General features: G+C 66.8%; 13 protein-coding genes. 9 read left to right on the top strand and 4 right to left on the bottom strand.

What is annotated here, in order from left to right; translation table 11 throughout:
- The first annotated feature begins 93 nt into the window (after positions 1–93).
- From DSM100685_RS05620 to gndA, 7 genes are all read left to right on the top strand, one after another.
- Positions 94–1,941, top strand: a complete 1,848-nt coding sequence (locus tag DSM100685_RS05620; protein WP_163200985.1) for an ABC transporter ATP-binding protein — start codon at positions 94–96, stop codon at positions 1,939–1,941.
- Positions 1,942–1,983: 42 nt separating this feature from the next.
- Positions 1,984–3,783: an ABC transporter ATP-binding protein gene (locus tag DSM100685_RS05615; RefSeq protein ID WP_152350378.1), complete on the top strand. Its 1,800-nt coding sequence runs from the start codon at positions 1,984–1,986 to the stop codon at positions 3,781–3,783.
- A 31-nt stretch (positions 3,784–3,814) separates the two neighbouring features.
- On the top strand, positions 3,815–4,774 hold the full coding sequence (locus DSM100685_RS05610) for a TatD family hydrolase (RefSeq protein ID WP_152350377.1): 960 nt from the start codon (positions 3,815–3,817) through the stop codon (positions 4,772–4,774).
- Between the two features lie 302 nt (positions 4,775–5,076).
- Positions 5,077–7,521, top strand: coding sequence for a KUP/HAK/KT family potassium transporter (locus tag DSM100685_RS05605; RefSeq protein ID WP_239512673.1), 2,445 nt, complete (start codon positions 5,077–5,079; stop codon positions 7,519–7,521).
- Positions 7,522–7,660: 139 nt separating this feature from the next.
- Positions 7,661–8,518, top strand: coding sequence for a class II glutamine amidotransferase (locus DSM100685_RS05600; RefSeq protein WP_152350376.1), 858 nt, complete (start codon positions 7,661–7,663; stop codon positions 8,516–8,518).
- A 698-nt stretch (positions 8,519–9,216) separates the two neighbouring features.
- Positions 9,217–10,611, top strand: coding sequence for an MATE family efflux transporter (locus DSM100685_RS05595; protein ID WP_152350375.1), 1,395 nt, complete (start codon positions 9,217–9,219; stop codon positions 10,609–10,611).
- Positions 10,612–10,718: 107 nt separating this feature from the next.
- Positions 10,719–12,188 carry an NADP-dependent phosphogluconate dehydrogenase gene (gndA, locus tag DSM100685_RS05590; RefSeq protein ID WP_276608022.1) on the top strand — a complete coding sequence of 490 codons (1,470 nt, stop codon included), beginning with the start codon at positions 10,719–10,721 and terminating at the stop codon, positions 12,186–12,188.
- 292 nt (positions 12,189–12,480) lie between these two features.
- Here the strand turns inward: gndA and pgl are convergent, their stop codons facing one another.
- The 3 genes from pgl to zwf are packed head-to-tail and all read right to left on the bottom strand — an operon-like array spanning position 12,481 to position 15,817.
- The gene (gene pgl / locus DSM100685_RS05585) at positions 12,481–13,317 is read right to left on the bottom strand and encodes a 6-phosphogluconolactonase (protein ID WP_152350373.1); all 837 of its coding nucleotides are present in this window, start codon (positions 13,315–13,317) and stop codon (positions 12,481–12,483) included.
- 41 nt (positions 13,318–13,358) lie between these two features.
- Entirely contained in the window at positions 13,359–14,297 is a 939-nt protein-coding gene (locus DSM100685_RS05580; RefSeq protein WP_152350372.1) for a glucose-6-phosphate dehydrogenase assembly protein OpcA, read from the bottom strand.
- Positions 14,294–15,817: a glucose-6-phosphate dehydrogenase gene (gene zwf, locus DSM100685_RS05575; RefSeq protein ID WP_152350371.1), complete on the bottom strand. Its 1,524-nt coding sequence runs from the start codon at positions 15,815–15,817 to the stop codon at positions 14,294–14,296. Before zwf ends, DSM100685_RS05580 begins: the two co-directional genes overlap by 4 nt.
- 175 nt (positions 15,818–15,992) lie before the next feature.
- Between zwf and DSM100685_RS05570 the strand changes: the two genes are divergently transcribed.
- Positions 15,993–16,715: an HD domain-containing protein gene (locus DSM100685_RS05570; RefSeq protein WP_152350370.1), complete on the top strand. Its 723-nt coding sequence runs from the start codon at positions 15,993–15,995 to the stop codon at positions 16,713–16,715.
- A gap of 163 nt (positions 16,716–16,878) precedes the next feature.
- On the opposite strand, the gene DSM100685_RS05565 is transcribed toward DSM100685_RS05570, so the two are convergent.
- Positions 16,879–17,898, bottom strand: a complete 1,020-nt coding sequence (locus DSM100685_RS05565; RefSeq protein WP_152350369.1) for a PDDEXK family nuclease — start codon at positions 17,896–17,898, stop codon at positions 16,879–16,881.
- 610 nt (positions 17,899–18,508) lie between these two features.
- On the opposite strand from DSM100685_RS05565, the gene DSM100685_RS10855 reads away from it, so the two are divergent.
- Positions 18,509–18,724, top strand: a 216-nt coding sequence (locus tag DSM100685_RS10855; RefSeq protein ID WP_205730732.1) for a hypothetical protein, incomplete at its 3' end; no start/stop codon positions are given.

Below are 18,724 nucleotides of genomic sequence, written 5' to 3'. Positions count from 1 at the left end.
TGGACGGCGAGGAAGCCCCGGCGCCCGGAAGCCAGAGAAGACCAGGCCTGAGAAGGCCGGAGAAGAAGCCAAGGAACGCGAGGGATTCCCCCAATGTACGTCGATCCGAACCGCAATCAGGACAAGGGCAACCTCCGGTGGATCCTGCCCTACTGCAAGCCCGACCTGCCGCGCGTGGCCGGCGCGCTCGTGCTGTTCTGCCTCAACAACGCGATGGCCCTGAGCATCCCGCTGCTGAGCGGCATGATCGTGGACCGGGTGATCACGGGCGGCGAAACTGACCTGCTCGTCAAGCTGTGCATGCTCATGATCGGCATGACGATCGTGCGCGTGGGCGCCCGCTACGGCTACCAGATGTGGATGGAGCGCTTCGGCCAGAACTCCGTGTACCGTCTGGTCTCCGACGAGTACGAGAAGCTGCACGAGCTTGACTTCACCTACTTCAACCACACGCGCACCGGCGACATCATGAGCCGCATGACCTCCGACACCGATGCGATCCGCCACGCGCTGAGCTGGGTGAGCTACAACGTGCTCGACTGCGTGGTCATGTTCGTCGGCGCGCTGTGCGTCATGTTCTCCATCGACTGGCGTCTGGCCCTCGCGCTCGCGTGCGTCACGCCGTTCCTGTTCGTGCTCACGCGCGGCCTGTCGTCGCACGCCCACCCGCTGTTCTACGCGATCCGCAACTCGCTCGCCTCGCTCAACTCCATGGTCGAGGAGAACATCGAGGGCAACCGCGTGGTCAAGGCGTTCGTGCGCGAGCCGTACGAGACCGAGAAGTTCGACGAGCGCAACGAGGACTACATGCAGCGCAACATGGCCCTCGCCTACAACACGCGCAAGTACCTGCCGTGGCTCGACGGGCTGGGCTTCGCGCTGCAGCTCATCACGCTCGGACTCGGCGGCTTCCTCGTGATCAGGGGCGACATGACGCTCGGCAACCTGGTGAGCTTCAACTCCTTCCTGTGGATGATCGACGGCCCGGTGCGCCAGTCCGGCTGGCTCATCAACGACTGGCAGCGCTTCAACGCCAGCTGCATCAAGATCCGCAGGCTGCTCACCGCCGAATCGCACATCACCGAGAAGCCGGACGCCGAGGCGGCCGTCAAGCAGGCCGTGGCGATCGCCGAGCAGGTGGGCGGCGCGCATCCGATCACCCCCGAGCGCATCCGCGGCCAGATCCGCTTCGACCACGTGAGCTTCGCGTTCCCCGACGACCCCGAGACCCCCATCCTCAAGGACATCGACTTCACCGTGCCCGCCGGCGCGAAGCTCGGCATTCTGGGCGAGACCGGCTCCGGCAAGTCCACGCTCGTCAACCTCGTGGCCCGCTTCTACGACCCGACCGTGGGCCATGTGCTCATCGACGGCATCGACGCGCGCGACTGGCCGCTCGCCACGCTGCGCTCGCAGGTGTGCATCGTGGCGCAGGACACCTTCCTCTTCTCCGACACGATCGGCAGCAACATCGGCTTCGGCGCGTCCGAGCAGGCGGCCCGCGACGAGCGCTACATCCGCCGCATGGCCGAGATCGCCGGCGCGGACGGGTTCATCCGCTCCATGCCGGAGGGCTACAACACGGTGGTGGGCGAACGCGGCGTGGGCCTGTCCGGCGGGCAGAAGCAGCGCCTGAGCCTCGCCCGCGCGCTCGCCGACGACCCGGCCATCCTGATCATGGACGACACCACCTCCGCCGTGGACATGGAGACCGAAGCGGAGATCCAGCGCCACCTGCGCGAGATGGACGGCGACAAGACGATCATCACCATCGCGCACCGCATCTCCTCCGTGAAGGACTCCGACCTCATCCTCGTGCTCGAGCACGGGCGGGTCGTGGAGCGCGGCACGCACGAGGAGCTCGTGGCCGCGCACGGGCGGTACTGGGAGATCTACCACAAGCAGCTCGGCATGCAGTCGGGCTCGGCGCAGGGATTCTAGGGAAACGATTCTAGGCAAACAGGGAGCGTAAGGACTTTTCGCATGGCACAGCAACGCAACACCTACCGCGAGGACGAGGAGCTCGAGGAGTCGATCAACGTCCACGACATCCTGCGCGTCGGCAAGTACCTGAAGCCGTACGCGGGGCAGGTCGCCCGTATCCTCGCCGTCGTCATCTCCATGAGCTGCATCCTCGTGTCCGTCCCGTACCTGACCAAGGTGGCGATCGACGAGGCCATTCCCCACCGCGATCTGGGCCAGCTCGGCCTGCTCGCCGGCATCCTCGCCGCGCTGATCCTCGTCTACGAGTTCGCCCTGCGCTACCGCACGGTGGCGATCACGCGCGTGGGCCAGATGATGCTCAAGGACATGCGCCGCGACATCTTCACGCACATCCAGACCCTGCCGTTCAGCTACTTCGACTCGCGCCCGCACGGCAAGATCCTCATCCGCGTGGTCAACTACGTGAACACCTTGTCCGACACCCTGTCCTCCGGCCTGATCAACGTGATCTCCGACGTGTTCACGTTCGTGATCACGCTGGTGGTCATGTTCGCGATCGACTGGCGCCTGGCCCTGTGGAGCCTTGTGCTGTTCCCGGCCCTGCTCGCGTGGGTGTACGGGCTCAAGATCTTCCAGCGCCGCGCCTACCAGAAGCTCTCCAACAAGCAGTCGAACCTCAACGCGTACATCCACGAGTCGATCGCCGGCGTGAAGACCACGCAGACGTTCGCGCAGGAGCAGGCGCAGTTCCGCAACTTCCAGGAGCAGCAGGGCGAGGTGCGCGCCGCGTGGATGAAGGCCGTGCACATCCAGTTCCTCATGTGGCCGGGCGTGCAGACCATCTCCGTGATGACCATCTCGTTCATCTACTTCGTGGGCGTCATGGGCTTCGGCGGCGTGGACGTGACCACAGGCGTGCTCATCGCGTTCGTGGGCTACGCGAACAACTTCTGGAACCCGGTGATCAACATCGGCAACTTCTACAACCAGCTCATCACCTGCTCCGCGTACCTCGAGCGCATCTTCGAGACGCTCGACGTGGTCCCCGAAATCCAGGACCGCCCGGGCGCGCGCGACCTGCCGCCGATCGAGGGGCGCGTGGACTTCAGCGACGTGGTGTTCCGCTACGAGGACGACGGGCGCAACATCCTCAACCTCGTGGACTTCCACGTGGAGCCCGGCCGCACGATCGCGCTCGTGGGCCCGACCGGCGCCGGCAAGACCACCATCATCAGCCTGCTGTCGCGCTTCTACGACGTGTCCGAGGGATCGGTGAAGGTGGACGGCCACGACGTGCGCGACGTGACGCTCGCCTCCCTGCGCCGCCAGATGGGCGTCATGCTGCAGGACACCTTCATCTTCTCCGGCAACGTGCGCGAGAACATCCGCTACGGCAAACTCGACGCCACGGATGAGGCGATCGAGGCCGCCGCGAAGGCCGTGCACGCGCACGAGTTCATCATGGAGCTGCCCGACGGCTACGACACCGTGGTGGAGGAGCGCGGCTCGACCCTGTCCGCCGGCCAGCGCCAGCTCATCGCGTTCGCGCGCGTGCTGCTCGCCGACCCGCGCATCCTCATCCTCGACGAGGCCACCTCCAACATCGACACGCGCACCGAGGAGGCGCTGCAGGCCGGCCTCGCCCACCTGCTCAAGGGGCGCACGAGCTTCATCATCGCCCACCGCCTGTCCACGATCGAGAACGCGGACGAGATCCTGTACATCGACCACGGGCAGATCGTGGAGCGCGGCTCGCACGCCGAGCTGCTGAGGCGCAAGGGCGCGTACTGGCGGCTGTACGAGTCGCAGTACGCCATGATCAAGGCGGCGGTGGCCTAGAGACGGCGACCCACCCGCTAAGGTGGGTGGCATGAGCAAGCATCATCACCGCGACCGCAGCTGGGCGCCCGCCCCCGAACCGTTGCCGCGCGAGGCGTGGACGGTCGACGACCACACGCACGTGGCCTCCGTCGTCCCGTTCTCCAGGGCCATGAGCCACGAGGCCGAGGCGAAGGGCCAGCCGCCCGTGCCGGTCTACGATGTGGATGAAATTCTGGGACAGGCGCGGGCTGTCGGCGTCGAGGGTATTATCGACGTGGGTTGCGAGCTGCCGAACCTGAGGACGGCGGTCCAGATGGCCGTCGACCACCCGGGTCTTGTGCACGCGGCGCTCGCGATCCATCCCAACGAATCCGTGCTCCACGGGCACCGCGGCGTGCCCGGGCCGGACGGTCTGGAACTCAAGTACAAGCCATGGCATGACGTCCCCTTCGAGGACGCGCTCGCGGAGGTGCATCGGCTCGCCACGCAGCACCCCGATCAGGTGGTGGCGATCGGCGAGACCGGCATGGACCTGTTCCGCACCGGCGAGGGCGCCAAGGAGCTGCAGCGCGAGGCGTTCCGCGCGCACATCGCGCTCGCCAAGGAGCTCGGCCTGCCCATGCAGATCCACGACCGAGACTCGCACCGCGAAGTCATCGAAACGCTGCTCGCGGACGGCGCCCCCGAACGCACGGTGTTCCACTCGTATTCCGGCGACGCGGAGATGGGCGAGATCGCGCGCGAACACGGCTGGTACCTGAGCTTCTCCGGCACGGTGAGCTACAAGGGCAACGACGGCATCCGCGAGTCGGCCCGGCTCGTGGGGCTCGACCACATCATGGTGGAGACCGATGCCCCGTACCTCACGCCCATGCCGTACCGCGGGCGCACCAACGCGCCGTACATGATCCCGTACACGCTCGCCGCGCTCGCCGACGCGATGGACCTGCCGCTCACGACCGTCGCGCAGGCCACCCGCCGGACCGTGCGCGCGGTCTACGGCGTGTGACCGTACTGCGCGCGCAACCGTACTGCGCGCGCAACATACGGGCTGAAACGGACGCCCCGGCGGGGGTTTGGCGCTTGGAATCCCGGATTTCGTCCTTTTCGGCCCGTAATTCAGCTGGCATTCACGCTCCCGATTTCCCAAGGACGCCGAAGCGTACTAACATCGCGCACTGCAATATGTGTGTGTATCGTGAAGGGCACGCGAAAGGGGTCATGGTGCAAGAGCAACAGCACGCAGCGCGGGGGGAGCGGACTGCGGATGCCGAGCCGGGTGCGACGGCCAAACCGTCCGACGTCAGACCCATGGTTCGGCGGGATGATCGGCGGGATGCGCGGCGGGAGAACCCGCGGAATGCCGCAGCACAACAAGATCATGTCGGGCCTCAGCCGGACGGCCCCCAGCGGTCCGAACCGAGACCCGCGGCTCAGTCCCAAACCGAGTCCCGGCAGGCCAAGCCGCGGGACGATCGGCAGAATCAGCCCAAACCGCAGCAGCCGGCCAGCGACCACCCCGCGTGGGACCGCAAGGCCGCGCCTCGAGCGCCGCAGGCCCACAAGCGCACCAAGGCGGACATCACGGACACCGTCGTGCTGCCCCGCGGCAACTTCACCAACGCGCCCAAGGTGTCCCGCCGCGTGCTCACCAAGGAGGAGCGCGCCGAGCTCACCAAGCAGAAGGAGCAGCAGCGCAGGGAGGCCGAACGACTCGCGAAGGCCGAGTCCCGCGGGCCGATCGGCCGCTGGTGGGCGCGCGTGCAGTCCGGGCCCGACAAGGTCACGTTCTCCATGGCGATCGTGGCGCTCGGCGTGGTCTACGGCGACATCGGCACCTCGCCGCTGTACACGGCCCAGACGTTCCTGTCCGGTCAGGGCGGGCTCGCCAATGCCAACGAGGAGTCCGTGTACGGCATGCTCTCGCTGGTGTTCTGGTCCATCACGCTCATCACCACCGTCAAGTACGTGCTCATCGCCATGCGCATCGACAACAAGGGCGAGGGCGGCATCTTCGCGCTGTATTCGCTGATCCGCCGCTACGGCGCGTGGCTGGCCATCCCGGCCATGCTCGGCGGCGCGGCGTTCCTGGCCGACTCGGTGCTCACCCCGGCCGTGTCCATATCCTCCGCCGTGGAGGGCCTCAAAACCCTGCCGCAGCTCGAGGGCCTGTTCCGCGAGAACGAGAACCTCACGCTCATGATCACCGTGGTGATCATCGTGGCGCTGTTCGCCGTGCAGTCGCGCGGCACGGAGAGCATCGGCAAGGTGTTCGGCTCGCTCGTGCTCGTGTGGTTCAGCTTCCTCGCCGTGGCGGGGCTGGCGAACATCGGCGGCGACTGGAGCATCCTCGCCGCGCTCAACCCGGTGTACGGCGTCGAGTTCCTGTTCAGCCCGCACAACGCGGCCGGCGTGGCGCTCATGGGCACGGTGTTCCTGTCCACCACCGGCGCCGAGGCGCTCTACTCGGACATGGGCCACGTGGGCCGCGGCAACATCTACTTCACCTGGCCGTTCATCAAGGTCGCGCTCGTGCTCAACTACTTCGGCCAGGGCGCGTGGATCCTCAGGAACCAGGACAATCCCGCGCTCGCGAACCTGCCCACCGTCAACCCGTTCTTCCAGATGATGACCCCGGGCGTGCGCTACGCGGCCGTGATCCTGTCCGTCACCGCCGGCATCATCGCCTCGCAGGCCCTCATCACCGGCGCGTTCACCATGGTCTCCGAGGCGACCGGCCTCAACTGGATGCCCCACCTGCAGGTGCGCTACCCAGCCCGCACGCGCGGCCAGCTGTACATCCCCACCATCAACGTGGTGCTGTGCGCGGCCACGCTGGTCGTGCTCGCCATCTTCCGCGACTCGGAGCACATCTCCGCCGCGTACGGCCTCGCGCTGACCATCACCATGATCACCACGACCATCCTGCTCGCGGTCTACCTGTGGCACAACTCCAGCCGACTCGGCGCGGTCGTGTTCACCGTGGTGTTCCTGGCCATCCAGATCCTGTTCTTCATCGCATCCATGGCGAAGTTCCTGCACGGCGGCTGGTTCACGCTGCTGCTCACCGTGGCGATCCTGACGATCATGTACACGTGGAACGAGGGCACCAAGCTCGAGCGCGCCCAGCGCCGGCACATGGCCCCCAAGGACTGCCTGCCCGCGCTGGAGCGCCTGCACGGCGACTTCCGCATCCCGTACTTCGCGGACAACATCGTGTACCTCACGTCCGACGCGGAGATGAAGCGCCTCGACACGGACATCTTCTTCTCCATCTTCGCCGACCACCCCAAGCGGGCGCGCGCGTGGTGGGCCGTGTCCGTGCAGACCACCGACGAGCCGTTCACGCGCGAGTACTCGGTGGAGAACTTCGGCACCAACTACCTGTTCCGCGTGCGCATCCGCCTCGGTTTCAAGGTGAACCAGTCCATCCCGGCGTACCTGCACCAGATCATGCACGATCTGTCGCGCTCCGGCGAACTGCCGCAGCAGAAGTCCATCTACCCGAAGGTGGACGCCGACCCGAAGATCGGCACGATCCGCTATGTGCTGATCCACAAGGCGCTCATGCCCGAGTCGAAGATCTCGTCGCGCGGCGCCCTCTCGCTGCAGATCAAGTACGCGATCCGCCACGTGGCCGGCTCGCCCGTCAAGTGGTTCGGTCTGGCGCCGTACAATCCGCTCGTGGAGACGCAGCCACTGTTCGTGTCCACGCGGCGCGTGCCCGGCCTGGTGCGCGTGGGCGTGCGGCGGTGACGGTCGGCGGTGATGCGCTGCGGGCTCGGCCGGTCTTGGCCGCTTGGCCGCTTGGCCGGGGCGCCGAATACGGGGTAATAAAAAGTTGTTATAACGAGGTGCGTGTCCGATCGTCGATCGGCCGTTAGAGTGGAGGATTATGTGCAGATTGCTTGGGTACGCTACGTCGGGCCGCAACCTCAGCCTTCAGGATGTGCTGGGGACGCGGCTGGCCGAACAGTACCGTCAGCAGTCGATGATCCACAATGACGGCTGGGGCTGCGCGCTCGTCACCGAGCCGACCGTGACCCGCCACTTCTCCGATGGCGGCGCCCGCACGCCGGAGACCGCCACGCGCGTGTACAAGTCCACCGTGGCGGCCCGCTTCGACCAGATCTACCCGATCGTCTCCCGTCAGGGCGCGCGCGGCGGCATCTACCATCTGCGCCTCGCGTCCTCCGGACTGCCGCTCATCATCGAGAACCAGCAGCCGTTCTTCTGCGACGGGCTGAGCTTCATGCACAACGGCGACATCTCCTCCGACGAGACCGGCCTCAACATCGTCACCAACCACGACTTCCCGGTCGACCGCGACATCCTCGCGGAAACCGGCGGCCGCAGCGACTCCGCCATCTACTTCGCGCTCATCCTCGAGCGCGTGCGCATGGGCTGCACTCTGCCCGAATCCGTCTCCCAGGCCGTGGCCCTGCTGCGCCGGTACTACCCGCTGAGCTCATACAACTGCATGCTGCAGAGCGAGAACGAGCTGGTGGTCCTGCGCGCGTGCAAGCGCACCGAGGTCTCGCACCGCGTGATCGAGCTGTACGAGTCCTACGGCATGGAGCAGTACGCCCACGACTACCGCGTGATCCGCTACCGCAAGCTCAACACCGGCGGCGTGGTGGCCGCGTCCTCCGGCTTCGACCAGCCCGCCGAATACGGGTGGACCGAGCTGCCGAACGACCACATGATCGTGGCCTCCAACCGCACGGGCGCGTTCCGTCTGCGCACCCTGTAGGGCGTGGTGGCCGCGGGTTCTGTGCGCGTTTTGCCCGGGCGAGGAGTGTCTGGCTAGGACGGGGTAGGCTTCTCCGGACTGAGTGCGCTTGGCCCGGACAGGGAGCGCTTGTTTGGACAGGGAGTGCCCACTCCCGGTCCGGTCGGCGGCAAATCGGCGGAATTTCAACGGTTTGAACTCGTGCGGACAGGGAGCGGGCACTCCCTGTCCGGGAAGCCGCTCCCGGTCCGTGGCGCTGGTGCTGGCGCTAGCGTTGGCGCGGTGCCCGTGCGGCCGTGCCGTTCGCCGCGGCTTGGGACTCTGGGCGTGACGGTGACCGGATTGTGGCGGAGACCGTGACGGAGACCGTTCATCGCAGTGGCCCCATGATCAGGATCCCTGGTATTCCAACGGTTGCGGGCGCGTGTGACGATGGCCGCCCGGTCTCCGTCACGGACTTTGCCACATGGGCGGTCATGGTCGCGGTCATGGTCGCGGTCACGATCGCAGTCGCGTCGCCGTCGCCCCAGCGGTCCCGGCAACCTCAGCAGTCCCAGCAACCCGCGGCAACCGGCGCGTCGGTTGGCACAACGTTGCACTACAATGGATGACCGTCCCCAACGGCACCCCACAACACACCAAATCTTCCGTCAACGACGACCGCACGGCGGCCCGGCACGCACAGCCCCCCGCCGACGACCAGAGGAGCGTGGCAACGCATGCACCGGCCGGACTTCGCCTCCAACGTCCATTACCAGCATGTCCTCAACGCCTTCCGCGGCGAGCACTACTCGGCGCGGGACATCTACAACCTCGTGCTGCCCATCTTCGTGGACACCGTCTTCATGACGCTCGTCGAATTCTGCAACACCGGCATCATCAGCTCCGACGGCCCGGCCTCCGTGGGCGCGGTGAACACGGCGAACGCGGTCCACTGGCTCATGTTCGGCACGTTCAACTCCATCGCGCTCGGCACCTGCGTGCTCGTCGCGCAGCACTTCGGCGCCGGGCACCGCGAGCAGATCGGGCGCGTCACGGCGGCGGCCATCCACGCCATGCTCGCCGTGACGATCGTGTACTCGGCGCTCGTGCTCGCGTTCGAGGACCGGATCATCACGTTCCTGTTCGGGTCGGCCGAGCCGGACGTGTTCGCCAACATCCACGTGTTCCTGCTGGGCCTGCTGGTGAGCTACCCGCTGCGCGGCCTGTACAACGCCATCGCCGGCGCGCTGAGGGGCATCGGGCGCACGCGCGTCACGCTCGCCCTGTCCGTGGTGGCGAACGGGTCCAACATGCTGCTCAACATCGTGTTCGTCATGTGGGCCGGTATGGGCGTGGCGGGTCTCGCGTGGTCGGTGGTGCTTTCGCAGCTCGTCGGCGCGGTGATGGGCGTCGTGCTGCTGAAAAGCTACGCGCCGCAGCTGTACCTCAAGCGGGCCATGCTGCTGCGTGTGGACGCGAAGCGCGTCGGCAACGTGCTGTCCGTGAGCCTGCCGTTCATCCTCGAGGACCTGTTCTTCAACGGCGGCAAGCTCATCATCCAGATGTTCATCGTCCCGTTTGGCACGCTTCAGCTCGCCGCGAACGGCATCATCGGCTCGTGGTGCCACCTGATCGAGATCGTCCCGCGCACGCTGAGCACCGCCATCGTGCCGATCGCCGGTGCGTCCATGGGTGCGGGCGACGTGAAGTACACGCGCAAGATCATGCGATCGTTCATCCTCACCGGCTCGGCGGTCTCCGGCGTGATGGGCCTGCTGCTCGCCGGCCTGTTCCCGTGGGCCATCACGTCGTTCTACCACGCCGACCCGGCCACGTACGGCATCCTGTGGACCCTCATGTGGATGAACGTGGTCGCCTATCCGCTCCTGTTCTCCGCGCAGTCCGTGCTGCCGTCCATGCTGCGTTCCGCCGGCGACGGCAAGTGGACGACCATCTGCTCGCTGAGCTCCATGTGGATCTACCGCATCGGCGTGGGCTACCTCGTTTCCGTGGTGCTCAACTACCAGATCGTGGGCCTGTGGGCCGTATGGCTGACCGAATGGGGCGTGCGCGCGTTCCTGTTCTACCTGCGCTACCGCACCGGACGCTGGACCCGCCATCAGCTCGTCTGAGGCACTCCCGCCCGCGCTCCGCCCATCGAAATATCCCGTTCCCAACATGTGGCATGTCCCGTACACTGGTCGTGGAGCAATCAGCAATCGACACGAAAGGTGGAGCTGTGGCTGAAGAACTGGCAAACATCGGTGTGGTGGGCCTCGCCGCGATGGGGGCGTCCCTGGCGCGCAATCTGGCGCACCACGGCAACACGGTGGCCGTCTACAACCGTCATTACTCGCGCACCGAAACGCTCATCAACGAGCACGGCGACGAGGGCAAGTTCATCCCCTCCAAGACGCTCGAGGAGTTCGTGGCGTCGCTCGCCAAGCCGCGCACTGCGATCATCATGGTCAAGGCCGGCGACCCGACCGACCAGATGATCAACGCGCTTGCGGACCTCATGGAGCCCGGCGACATCATCGTGGACGCCGGCAACGCGTACTTCAAGGACACCATCCGCCGCGAGAAGGCGATCCGCGCCCGCGGCCTGCACTTCGTGGGCTGCGGCGTCTCCGGCGGCGAGGAGGGCGCTCTCAAGGGCCCGTCCATGATGCCCGGCGGCACCGAGGAGTCTTGGAAGACCCTCGGCCCGATCCTCAAGACCATCTCCGCGCAGGCGGAGGGCGAGCCGTGCGTCACCCACATCGGCTCCGACGGCGCCGGCCACTTCGTCAAGATGGTGCACAACGGCATCGAGTACGCGGACATGCAGCTCATCTCCGAAAGCTACGACCTCATGCGCCGCGGCCTCGGCCTGAGCGTGGACGAGCTCGCCGACGTGTTCGCCGAGTGGAACAAGGGCGACCTCGACTCCTACCTCATCGAGATCACCGCCGAGGTGTTGCGCCACAAGGACGCCAAGACCGGCAAGCCGTTCCTCGACATCGTCGTGGACCGCGCCGGCATGAAGGGTACCGGCACGTGGACCGTGCAGACCGCCCTGTCCCTCGGCACCCCCGTGACCGGCATCGGCGAGGCCGTGTTCGCCCGTGGCCTGTCCTCCGAGGCCGACCTGCGCGCCGAAGCCCAGACCAAGGGCCTCGCCGGCCCGGAGCCGGAGGGTGCGTTCAGCGCCATCGCCGCCGACCCGGAGGAGCGCGCCGCGTTCATCGAGGACGTGCGCCAGGCTCTGTACGCCTCCAAGATCGTCGCCTACGCGCAGGGCTTCAACGAGATCGAGGAGGGCGCGAAGGAATACAACTGGAAGATCGACCTCGGCGCCGTGGCCCGCATCTGGCGCGGCGGCTGCATCATCCGCGCGAAGTTCCTCAACCGCATCTCCGATGCGTACGACTCCGGCGAGCAGTTCGGCTCCCTGCTCTTCGACCCGTTCTTCAAGGCGGCCGTCGAGGGCGCTCAGGCGTCGTGGCGCCGCGTGGTGGCCCGCGCCGCCGAGGCTGGCATCCCGGTTCCGGTGTTCTCGAGCTCCCTGGCCTACTACGACGGCCTGCGCTCCAAGCGCCTGCCCGCCGCCCTGATTCAGGGCCAGCGCGACTTCTTCGGCGCGCACACCTACGGCCGCGTCGACGAGCCGGGCGTGTTCCACACCCTGTGGGCCGAGCCGGGCCGCAAGGAGATCAAGCAGGCCTGAATGGTTTGACGGCGACGGCTGACCGGCTGCTGATTGGCTGCTGCCATATGCCCCTCGTCTGTGTCTCAATCCGCATCCATTACTGGAATCGGATGCGAATCGGGACACGGCGAGGGGCGTTTTTGTCCGCGATCGCATCCATTTCCATATTTGGTGGTGATGCCGGACATGAAAAGGCCCTCCTGTGTCTCAGATCGCATCCAATTCAGAAACCGGATGCGGATTGAGACACAGAAGGGCGCGGATGAGTCCGGAATCGCCTCCATTTCGGATTGGCGGCGATTCTATCCTCTCAGCCCCGCTTGGCGCTGGCGAAGGCGTCGAGCAGCCACAGGGACTGGTCGCGCCCGGCCGCGAAGGAGCTCGGCACGTGCGGATCGCCGCCGTTCGCCGCTCCGACGAGGGCCGCGGCCACCGCGTCCGACTTGCCCGGTGTGGAGGCGATCATCCACACCGCGCGGCAGGCGTGGATGAACGGCACCGTCAGGCTCACGCGCAGCGGCGGCAGCTTGGGGGAGTGGTTCACGCCGATCACCTTGGCGGCCGGGTCGTCAACCAGCACCTCGGGATGATCGGGGAACAGCGAGGCGAAGTGGCCGTCCGGGCCGATGCCGAACATGGCCACGTCGAACGCGCCGTCCGGGCCGAGCTCGCGCTCGATCTCCGCCTGATAGTCGGTGGCCGCGCGGGCCAGAATCGCGTCGTTCTCCGCGTCCGTGGCGGCGGCCACCTCCTCGGCGGGACGAGCGTCGGCCGGCATCTCGTGCACGTGCGATTCGGGAATCAGTCCGGACGCCACCAGTGCGCCGAACCATGCGTCGCGCGCCTGACGGGCGTTGCGGTCCGGATCGTCCGCGGCCACGAAGCGCTCGTCGCCCCACCACAGATGCACGCGCGACCAATCGACGATCGGATTGAGCGGATGGGCGGGCAGGGCGGCCAGAATCGCGTTGCCGTCGCGCCCGCCGGTCAGCGCGATGTCCGCCCGGTCGGCCACGGCGAGTCGGTCGGACAGTGCCAGCAGCAGACGGGACGCCACGGCCTGATGCAGGGTGACGCGGTCCGGATAGACGACGACCGTGCGCGGCGCGGCAAGCGCGGTGGGCGCGGAAGAAACGGACGAAGACATGATTGCGGCTCCTTGGCTGATGAGTGCCTATTCGTGGCTGCCTATTCGTGATCGACGAGCGGCCAGCCCTTGGTGACCACCTCGGCGTAGATCTCGTCCGGATCGAGCCGGCGCAGCTCCTCGCTCAGGCAGTCCTCGAGCGGGCGGGCGGGCATGGACATGGTCTGGTCGGCCTGACCGGGCTGGCGGATCGTCGCCTGGTCGTCGGCCGGGCGCAGCAGCGCCACCTCGCCGTCCTCGCGCTGGAAGTACACGCCCTGCACGGCCTTCGCGTCCGGGTCGCGCTCCACGCGCACCGGCACGTCAAGACGCAGCGCCAGCCACGAGACCAGCAGCTCGGTGGGGATGTCGTTCGTGGGGCCCACCACGCGCACGGACTCGATGGGCAGGTGCGGCGGCTGGTCGAGCATGGTGGCCAGCAGCGCGCGCCAAATGGTCAGGCGGGTCCACGAAAGGTCCACGTCCTTCTCGCTGTAGTGTGCGCGCAGGGCCGTGAACGCGGCCTCCGGGTTCGGGGCGCGCATGGCGTCGGTGATGCGGCTGCGGGCCATGCGTCCGATCGGGTCGGCGGCCGGGTTCTCCGGGGCGCGCGTCGGCCACCACGCCACCACGGGCGCGTCCGGCACGAGCAGCGGAATGACCAGCGTGTCCAGATGACGGGTCAGCGCCGCGGTGGGCTTGAGCACGATGATCTCGCCCGCGCCCGCGTCCGCGCCGAAGCGGATCTGCCCGTCCAGCGTGGAGCTGTGGTCGGAGATGTCCGTGTCCACGTGCCCGTCGGTCACGATGGCGATCACGCGGCACGGATGCTCGCGGCTCGCCGCGTTGGCCACTTCGAGCGAATTCTCCAAGTTCGCCGCGTCCGTGGTGATGAGCAGCGTGAGCACGCGGCCCAGGGCCGCCTCGCCGCGCTCCTCGTGCAGTTCGTCGATCTTGCGCGAAATCGCGCCGGTCGAAGTGTCCGGCAGTTCCAAAATCATGGCATCCTCCAATGGTGTCCGTCGCGGGCGAGCATGGCGTCGGCCTCCTCGGGGCCCCACGTGCCGGCGCGGTACGGCTGCGGCTGGCCGAGCGTGGACCAGAACTCCTCGATCGGGTCGAGGATCTCCCAGCTCAGCTCCACCTCGCGCGTGGTCGGGAACAGCGGCGGGTCGCCCAGCAGCACGTCAAGAATCAGGCGCTCGTAGGCCTCCGGCGACGCCTCGGTGAACGAGCGGCCGTAGCTGAAGTCCATGCTCACGTCGCGCACCTCCATCGCGGTGCCCGGCACCTTCGAGCCGAAGCGCATGGTCACGCCCTCGTCCGGCTGCACGCGGATCACCACGGCGTTGCGGCCGAGCTCCTTGGTTGCGGTCGTCTCGAACGGCAGGTGCGGGGCGCGCTTGAACACCACGGCGATCTCCGTGACGCGCTTGCCCAGACGCTTGCCGGTCCTGAGGTAGAACGGCACGCCGGCCCAGCGGCGGGTGTCCACGTCCAGACGGACGGCCGCGTACGTCTCGGTGGTGGACGACGGGTCGATGCCCTTCTCGTCCAAGTAGCCGACCACGCGCTCGGAGCCCTGCCAGCCGGCCGCGTACTGGCCGCGGGCGGTGTGAGCCGCGAGGTCGTGCGGCACGCGGATGGCGGAAAGCACCTTGGTCTTCTCGGCCGTAAGGTCCGCGGCGGTGAACGAGACCGGCTCCTCCATGGCCGTGAGGGCCATGAGCTGCAGCAGGTGGTTCTGGATCACGTCGCGCGCCGCGCCGATGCCGTCGTAGTAGCCCGCGCGGCCGCCGATGCCCATGTCCTCGGCCATGGTGATCTGCACGTGGCTCACATAGTTCGCGTTCCAGATCGGCTCGAACATGGTGTTCGCGAAGCGCAGGGCCAGCAGGTTCTGCACGGTCTCCTTGCCCAGATAGTGGTCGATGCGGAACACCGATTCGGGCGCGAACACCTCGGACACCACGCGGTCGAGCTCCTTGGCGCTCGCGAGGTCGTGGCCGAACGGCTTCTCGATGATCACGCGCCTCCACGCGCCCTCGGTCGAATGCGCCAGACCGCAGGCCGCGAGCTGGCGGGACACCACGGGGAACGCGCGCGGCGGCACGGACATGTAGAACGCGTGGTTGCCGCGGGTTCCCAGATCTCGGTCCAGTTCGGAGACGGTGTCCGACAGGCGCGTGAACGCGTCGGCGTCGTCGAAGGTGCCGGTCACGAAGCGCAGGCCCTTCCTCAGCTGTGCGAACGTGTCCTCGTTGAACGGCGTGCGGCAGCGCTCGCGCACGTGCTCCTCCACGAAGTTCGCGAACTGCTCGTTGCTCCACTCGCGCCGGCCGAATCCGATCAGGCCGAAGCTCGGCGGCAGCAGGCCGCGGTTGGCCAGATCGTACACCGCGGGCAGCAGCTTCTTCTTGGCCAGATCGCCGGTGACGCCGAAGATCACGAGACTGCACGGGCCGGCGATGCGCGGCAGGCGCATGTCGCGCGGGTCGCGCAGCGGATTGGTCCAAGCCATATCCCCTCCTTGCACACAATCGTGTCGCACATGAACGTCGCAATAAACGTTGCGATAAACACAGACGCTCCCGATTGTACGGGCAAACACCCGCGCGTGTTCGATTCATGCCATATGCTGGGGTCTGCGCCCGCGCGCGTCCGCCGCCGTCCGACCCCGTCGGAACCCTACTAGGATGGGCCGCATGGGCATGATTCCAACCGTCGAGCAGATCGACGAACTCCATCGCAAATACGCGCCGAGCGAAGCGGCGTACGACCTCATCCACACCCACTGCGTGATCGTCGCCACGATCGCCCGGCAGGTGGCGCATCATGCGAACGCGCTGTTCATGCGCCGCTGCACGCTGCCGGCCGACGCCCCGGAGCGCAACGGCGGCTTCGACTCCGGCGCGGTGAAGGGCGGCACGGTCCCGCCGCGTCTCATCGATGAGCACTTGGCGGTGATCGGCGGCATGCTGCACGACATCGGCACCTACACCGTCCTCAAGCACGACGGCACCGACGGCGAACCGCTCAAGTTCAGCAACAAGCGCTACATCCTGCACGGGCTCAACGGCTACGAGCTGCTGCTCAAGGAGGGCGTGGACGAGTCGATCGCCCAGTTCGCCCGCAACCACACCGGCGTGGGGCTCACGTGCGCGGCGGTGCTCGAACAGGGCCTGCCGCTGCCGCCCGACGACTACGTGCCCGTGAACCTCGAGCAGGAGGTCGTCATGTACGCCGACAAGTTCCACAGCAAGTCGGTGCCGCCCAAGTTCCTCACCGTGGACGCCTACACCGCGCGCGCCGCCCGCTTCGGCGAGTCCAACCGCCGCGAGTGGCTCGACCTGGTGGCCAAGTGGGGCGTGCCGGACATCCCTGCCCTCGCCGCCCGCTACAACATGCGCCTCATCTGAGCGGGTCGGTTGCGGGGCGTGTGGGGCGGATTTCCGGACAGGGAGCGCCCGCTCCTTGTCCGTCACTCTCAAAAACCGCCATTTTTCAACGATTTTGATCCCGTTGGACAAGGAGTGGGCGCTCCCTGTCCCAAAAGTCACTCCCGGTCCGTTACCGGAGTCGTCAGGCGAGTCCCTCCGCCCGGGCCTTACGGCGTTCCCGACGTTTGCGGTCGCGGTCCTCGGCCCTGCGGTCATCGTCGATCAGCACCCGGTATGGGGTCTGAGGCCAGCCGTCCAGCGTCACGCCAAGCGCATCGGCGACACGGTCGGCCAGCGCCCATCGTCCCGACGCCGTCGTCACATCGTCGGCAAAGGCCACAATCACCGTGCAGCCCTGAGCGCGCAACGCCTGACGCTTGCGCTCGTCCCAGCGGTATTGGCGTTGGTCCTGCCGATGCGCGTCGCCGTCATACTCGACGATTACCTTTCCGTTCCCGTACGCCATATCCACCGGTACGGTGAGGTCCAGCGATGCGATGTACACACGCAGATGGACCGACGGATACGGCAATCCATACCTCAGCAGCGCCAGCAGAGTGCGGCATTCCATGATGGAATCGGTGACGACGCCGATGAACGGGACGGCCGCGCGGCAGCGTTTCAGCGCGGGGAAATCGCCGGCGTTGTCGAGAAATGCGGAGACGTTGCCCATGGTAAGGGGGATTCCGTTGGGGAAAGCCGATCGGGAGCCCGCGCGCAGTATGGCGTCGAGCAAGGCGATGGTTTCCGTTTGCGTGAGGAATGTCGCGAGCATGGCCCAAGTGACCAAGGGATGCGTGCATCGAACGGTGGTTTCACCGTGGCGAAAGATGATGACCGAGCAATTCCGGAACGCGTCCGGCAGTTTCAGATACCGGGTGTTGAGCCTTCTGGGCCGCTGCTGGCGGGCGGTATAGAGCACATGAAACTCCGTATCGCGCAGTCGGGGGCAGTGCGGCGTCTCGATGCCGCAGAGTTTCAGTGCGGTGAAGCCGGTGTAGGTGATGGCGTGCATTGCCGTGGCGGCGTGCAGATGATCGGCGCATCGGCTCAGGGTTTCCTTCTGCGTCTGCGCAAGCGAACGGGCCAGATAATCCCGGGGAACCGTCCGCTGATCATCCGGTGCTGGCGTTGTGGCGTGTACTTGCGATGACCCATTCATGTGCCGAACCTATCCCGTCCCGCAATGTGGGGCAATTTCAGCAGGGGCGGTGGTCGAACGTGTTATTCCCTTGCAATTACTGGAAGCCGGCATGGCTTGACGGATGTTTGGCGTGTCGTGTTTCGGGTGATTTTGGGTTTGGCGGCGGGCCGGGCTGCAGGGCGGGCGGTTCCCCGGACCGGGAGCGGTTGTTTGGACTGGGGCGTGATTTCCCGGGCGGGGTGTGATCTTCCGAACCGGGAGCGGTTTCCCGACGCGAGTGTTTCCCGGATGGGAAACGCCTTTCTGGACAGGGAGCGCTTTCCCGGACATTCCCGGACAGGGAGTGCCCGCTCCCTGTCCAGCGAGGGACAAAACGTTGGAAAATGGCGGTTTGCGATGATGCTGGACGGGGAGTGCCCGCGCCCGGTCCGGAAAATTGCGCCCGGTCTGGAAGCCCGTGGTCTGTCTGTCCGGTGTGTCGCGTGATAGATTGGTTGAGACTGATAAGTACAAGGTTGTACCTCAAGGGTGCGGCCGAAAACGGTGCAGGGCCCGGATGCGGCAACGCGTTGGGCGCGTCAAACGCGGCAAGCTGGTGCGGCACGCGGGATGTGCGCGGGATGTGCGCATGGGATACGCGTTGCATGTGGCGAGCGCGGTGCGTTTGATGCGCGCGACGTACGCAACAGCGCGTGCAATGCGTATGCAAAGCGTGCGCAAGCAGCCGCGCATGAATAATGCGGCGTTCCGGGCCCGCACGGAAGAAAGGATCCGCCATGACCGAAGCCAAATCCGCAACCGCATTCGCAGCCGCATTCACAACCGAAGCCGCCCAGTCCCAGCC

The organism is Bifidobacterium avesanii, assembly GCF_009299475.1.
GTDB lineage: Bacteria > Actinomycetota > Actinomycetes > Actinomycetales > Bifidobacteriaceae > Bifidobacterium > Bifidobacterium avesanii.
This window is presented reverse-complemented; position numbering and strand designations above follow the sequence as displayed.

What these genes read in the sequence shown, in the direction of transcription:
- DSM100685_RS05595 (WP_152350375.1), top strand. Translation starts at nt 9,217, where the DNA reads ATGCACCGGCCGGACTTCGCCTCCAACGTCCATTACCAGCATGTCCTC.
- DSM100685_RS05605 (WP_239512673.1), top strand. Translation starts at nt 5,077, where the DNA reads ATGGTTCGGCGGGATGATCGGCGGGATGCGCGGCGGGAGAACCCGCGG.
- DSM100685_RS05580 (WP_152350372.1), bottom strand. Translation starts at nt 14,297, where the DNA reads ATGATTTTGGAACTGCCGGACACTTCGACCGGCGCGATTTCGCGCAAG.
- DSM100685_RS05570 (WP_152350370.1), top strand. Translation starts at nt 15,993, where the DNA reads ATGGGCCGCATGGGCATGATTCCAACCGTCGAGCAGATCGACGAACTC.
- DSM100685_RS05615 (WP_152350378.1), top strand. Translation starts at nt 1,984, where the DNA reads ATGGCACAGCAACGCAACACCTACCGCGAGGACGAGGAGCTCGAGGAG.
- DSM100685_RS05610 (WP_152350377.1), top strand. Translation starts at nt 3,815, where the DNA reads ATGAGCAAGCATCATCACCGCGACCGCAGCTGGGCGCCCGCCCCCGAA.
- pgl (WP_152350373.1), bottom strand. Translation starts at nt 13,317, where the DNA reads ATGTCTTCGTCCGTTTCTTCCGCGCCCACCGCGCTTGCCGCGCCGCGC.
- DSM100685_RS05565 (WP_152350369.1), bottom strand. Translation starts at nt 17,898, where the DNA reads ATGAATGGGTCATCGCAAGTACACGCCACAACGCCAGCACCGGATGAT.
- DSM100685_RS05620 (WP_163200985.1), top strand. Translation starts at nt 94, where the DNA reads ATGTACGTCGATCCGAACCGCAATCAGGACAAGGGCAACCTCCGGTGG.
- DSM100685_RS05600 (WP_152350376.1), top strand. Translation starts at nt 7,661, where the DNA reads ATGTGCAGATTGCTTGGGTACGCTACGTCGGGCCGCAACCTCAGCCTT.
- zwf (WP_152350371.1), bottom strand. Translation starts at nt 15,817, where the DNA reads ATGGCTTGGACCAATCCGCTGCGCGACCCGCGCGACATGCGCCTGCCG.